The organism is Cuspidothrix issatschenkoi CHARLIE-1, assembly GCF_002934005.1.
GTDB classification, from domain to species: Bacteria; Cyanobacteriota; Cyanobacteriia; order Cyanobacteriales; family Nostocaceae; genus Cuspidothrix; species Cuspidothrix issatschenkoi.
Window position 1 is genome coordinate 1 of record NZ_PGEM01000173.1, and the last position, 2,237, is coordinate 2,237.

The 2,237-nt window shown below is 36.6% G+C and carries 2 protein-coding genes; both read left to right on the forward strand.

The genetic code is table 11. The annotated features are described in order from the left end of the window. Nucleotides 1-216: 216 nt before the first annotated feature. Nucleotides 217-1,935 (forward strand): reverse transcriptase domain-containing protein, encoded by a 1,719-nt coding sequence (locus CUN59_RS22795; RefSeq protein ID WP_104389314.1) that lies wholly within the window; start codon nucleotides 217-219, stop codon nucleotides 1,933-1,935. Nucleotides 1,936-2,095: 160 nt separating this feature from the next. Beyond that, on the forward strand, nucleotides 2,096-2,237 hold a 142-nt coding region (locus tag CUN59_RS22800), incomplete at its 3' end, for a CatA-like O-acetyltransferase (RefSeq protein ID WP_100229947.1).

The following is a 2,237-nucleotide window of genomic DNA, read 5'->3' on the forward strand; positions in this document are numbered from 1 at the left end:
CGCACATTTCCCCGAAAAGTGCCACCTGACGTCTAAGAAACCATTATTATCATGACATTAACCTATAAAAATAGGCGTATCACGAGGCCCTTTCGTCTTCACCTCGAGAAATCATAAAAAATTTATTTGCTTTGTGAGCGGATAACAATTATAATAGATTCAATTGTGAGCGGATAACAATTTCACACAGAATTCATTAAAGAGGAGAAATTAACTATGAGAGGATCGCATCACCATCACCATCACGGATCCGCACAGCTCTCCAAGGAAATAAAATTTAGAAAAATAGAGTTAAAAGAGGGCACAATGGGGCCAAAAATTCCTCAATGGCCACTCACTAAGGAGAAACTAGAAGGGGCTAAAGAGATAGTCCAAAGACTATTGTCAGAGGGAAAAATATCAGAAGCTAGTGACAATAATCCTTATAATTCACCCATATTTGTAATAAAAAAGAGGTCTGGCAAATGGAGGTTATTACAAGATCTGAGAGAATTAAACAAAACAGTACAAGTAGGAACGGAAATATCCAGAGGATTGCCTCACCCGGGAGGATTAATTAAATGTAAACACATGACTGTATTAGATATTGGAGATGCATATTTCACTATACCCTTAGATCCAGAGTTTAGACCATATACAGCTTTCACTATTCCCTCCATTAATCATCAAGAACCAGATAAAAGATATGTGTGGAATTGTTTACCACAAGGATTCGTGTTGAGCCCATATATATATCAGAAAACATTACAGGAAATTTTACAACCTTTTAGGGAAAGATATCCTGAAGTACAATTGTATCAATATATGGATGATTTGTTCGTGGGAAGTAATGGTTCTAAAAAACAACACAAAGAGTTAATCATAGAATTAAGGGCAATCTTACTGGAAAAGGGTTTTGAGACACCAGATGATAAATTACAAGAAGTGCCACCTTATAGCTGGCTAGGTTATCAACTTTGTCCTGAAAATTGGAAAGTACAAAAAATGCAATTAGACATGGTAAAGAATCCAACCCTTAATGATGTGCAAAAATTAATGGGGAATATAACATGGATGAGCTCAGGGGTCCCAGGGTTGACAGTAAAACACATAGCAGCTACTACTAAGGGATGTTTAGAGTTGAATCAAAAAGTAATTTGGACGGAAGAGGCACAAAAAGAGTTAGAAGAAAATAATGAGAAGATTAAAAATGCTCAAGGGTTACAATATTATAATCCAGAAGAAGAAATGTTATGTGAGGTTGAAATTACAAAAAATTATGAGGCAACTTATGTTATAAAACAATCACAAGGAATCCTATGGGCAGGTAAAAAGATTATGAAGGCTAATAAGGGATGGTCAACAGTAAAAAATTTAATGTTACTGTTGCAACATGTGGCAACAGAAAGTATTACTAGAGTAGGAAAATGTCCAACGTTTAAGGTACCATTTACCAAAGAGCAAGTAATGTGGGAAATGCAAAAAGGATGGTATTATTCTTGGCTCCCAGAAATAGTATATACACATCAAGTAGTTCATGATGATTGGAGAATGAAATTGGTAGAAGAACCTACATCAGGAATAACAATATACACTGATGGGGGAAAACAAAATGGAGAAGGAATAGCAGCTTATGTGACCAGTAATGGGAGAACTAAACAGAAAAGGTTAGGACCTGTCACTCATCAAGTTGCTGAAAGAATGGCAATACAAATGGCATTAGAGGATACCAGAGATAAACAAGTAAATATAGTAACTGATAGTTATTATTGTTGGAAAAATATTACAGAAGGATTAGGTTTAGAAGGACCACAAAGTCCTTGGTGGCCTATAATACAAAATATACGAGAAAAAGAGATAGTTTATTTTGCTTGGGTACCTGGTCACAAAGGGATATGTGGTAATCAATTGGCAGATGAAGCCGCAAAAATAAAAGAAGAAATCGTACTAGGTTAACAAGCTTAATTAGCTGAGCTTGGACTCCTGTTGATAGATCCAGTAATGACCTCAGAACTCCATCTGGATTTGTTCAGAACGCTCGGTTGCCGCCGGGCGTTTTTTATTGGTGAGAATCCAAGCTAGCTTGGCGAGATTTTCAGGAGCTAAGGAAGCTAAAATGGAGAAAAAAATCACTGGATATACCACCGTTGATATATCCCAATGGCATCGTAAAGAACATTTTGAGGCATTTCAGTCAGTTGCTCAATGTACCTATAACCAGACCGTTCAGCTGGATATTACGGCCTTTTTAAAGACCG